This window comes from uncultured Campylobacter sp., assembly GCF_937997465.1.
GTDB lineage: Bacteria > Campylobacterota > Campylobacteria > Campylobacterales > Campylobacteraceae > Campylobacter_A.
The window spans coordinates 1-1821 of record NZ_CALKTQ010000202.1; the positions used below are offsets into that span (position 1 = coordinate 1).

Annotated in this window: 3 protein-coding genes; all 3 read right to left on the reverse strand. The window is 47.5% G+C overall.

The genetic code is table 11. From position 1 onward, the window contains the following. Positions 1-324: DUF374 domain-containing protein (locus Q0546_RS06660; protein ID WP_298791614.1), on the reverse strand; the 324-nt coding region annotated here is incomplete at its 3' end. Further along, a complete protein-coding gene (gene miaB / locus Q0546_RS06665; protein WP_298791610.1) occupies positions 314-1624 on the reverse strand; it encodes a tRNA (N6-isopentenyl adenosine(37)-C2)-methylthiotransferase MiaB in 1311 nt (436 codons plus the stop codon). The genes miaB and Q0546_RS06660, both read right to left, overlap by 11 nt. Next, positions 1621-1821: HP0268 family nuclease (locus tag Q0546_RS06670; protein ID WP_298791612.1), on the reverse strand; the 201-nt coding region annotated here is incomplete at its 5' end. The genes miaB and Q0546_RS06670, both read right to left, overlap by 4 nt.

The window sequence follows — 1821 nt, forward strand, 5'->3', positions numbered from 1 at the left end:
TTTTACTGCGCCTTTTGAGCTACTGCCTCTGATCGCACCGATACCGAAAAACGAAATCACGCGTGCGATAATCTCGCCGTCTTTGTGGTCGCTGATTATTACCTTGGCACGTCTTTGCGGATTTTGGCCGTTTTTCCACCAGTGTACGTAGGCAAAGCTCATCAGTGCAAGCCTGCCGTGCCAAAACAGCACTACGCAAGGCTCGTTCGTCAAATTTGTCTTAGAAAAGCTCTTTTTGCAGGTTAAAAATATAATCCAAATAAAAAAATAGATAATGCGCGGGGCTAAATTTATAAAAACGCTTCGTTTAAATTTAGCCCACAAGCTCACCATAAAGCACCATTCTTTTTGGGTCGTTCACGCGCACTTTTAGCGTCTTGCCCAGCAGCTCTTCGCTGCCTGCGACTTGAACGAGGAAGTTATTAAAGCTCCTGCCGGCGACGCCGCCGTTTGCGCGAAGCTCCTCAAAATATACGTCGAAAATTTTACCTTTTTGCGCCGCGACGATTTCGTCTAAAATCTCGTTATGGCGGCTTTGTAGGCGGGTTAGACGAGCGCTTGCGACGGCTTCGTCGATTTGATTTGTAAACTCCGCCGCTTTAGTCATCGGGCGAGGCGAATACTTAAAGCTAAAAATTTGCTCGAAGCGTACTTTTTCCAGCACATCCATCGTATCCTCAAACTCCTCGTCCGTTTCGCCCGGAAACGCCACGATAATGTCGGTCGAAATACTAACATCCGGGCACATCGCGCGCAGTCTAGCTGCTCGGTCTAAAAACCACTCTTTGGTGTAGCCGCGCTTCATCTCGCGTAGGACTTTAGTGTTTCCGCTTTGAAGCGGCATGTGCATGGATTTGCAAATTTTTGGATTTTGACTAAAGATTTCTAAAAATTTATCGTCCATATGGAGCGGATGAGGGCTGGTAAAGCGTATGCGCTCGACGCCCTCGATCTCGCTGATCTTTACTAGCAAGTCGCTAAAATCGATCTTCTCGTGCGTACCTGAAAATCTCTTGCCGTAGTTGTTTACGTTTTGCCCGAGCAAGAAAATTTCCTTTGCTCCGCCCTCGGCGGCTTTTTTTACTTCGCGTAGGATCAAATTTGCGGGGATCGAGATCTCGTCGCCTCTGGTGTGCGGAACGATGCAGTAGGTACATTTTTTATCGCAACCGATCGAGATATTTATGTGGCTTTTATACGGCGAGCCGCGAAATTCGCCGAATGCATACTCGCTCTCGTCGTGATTTATGTCTGTGCTGATAAATTTAGGCGTCTTAACAGCAGCTGAAATTTTACTGACGTTTCGCGCGCCGAGTACGAAATCCACATAGGGCGCTCGTTTAAAAATTTCGCTTCCCAGATGGCTTGCCGTGCAGCCGCAAACGCCGATTTTAGCGCCCGCTTTTTTTACTTTTTCAAAGCCGCCGACCTCGCTAAAAAGCTTATGAACGGGCTTTTCGCGCACCGAGCAGGTGTTGATGAGGATGAGGTCGGCCTCGGAGATGTCCTGAGTGAGCTCGTAGTCCTCTTTTTGCTTGAGTTCGGCGATGATGTGCTCGCTATCGCGGACGTTCATCGCGCAGCCTAAAGTCTGGATAAAGAGCTTTTTTTGCGCTGCGCTCAAAGGATGTGCACCTCGTACATGTAGTCGTTTTCGTCAAGTCCGTATTTTACGGTGCGGTGATAGACGCTAAGGCCTTTTTCCTCGAAAAATTCAACTAAAGCGATGAGTTGTTTGTGGCTGTTTTCTCTGTCGAAATAGAAAATTTGTTGCGGATCTTTAGCAAATGCCGCTTCGATTTTTTCAAGAGAGATCGTTTT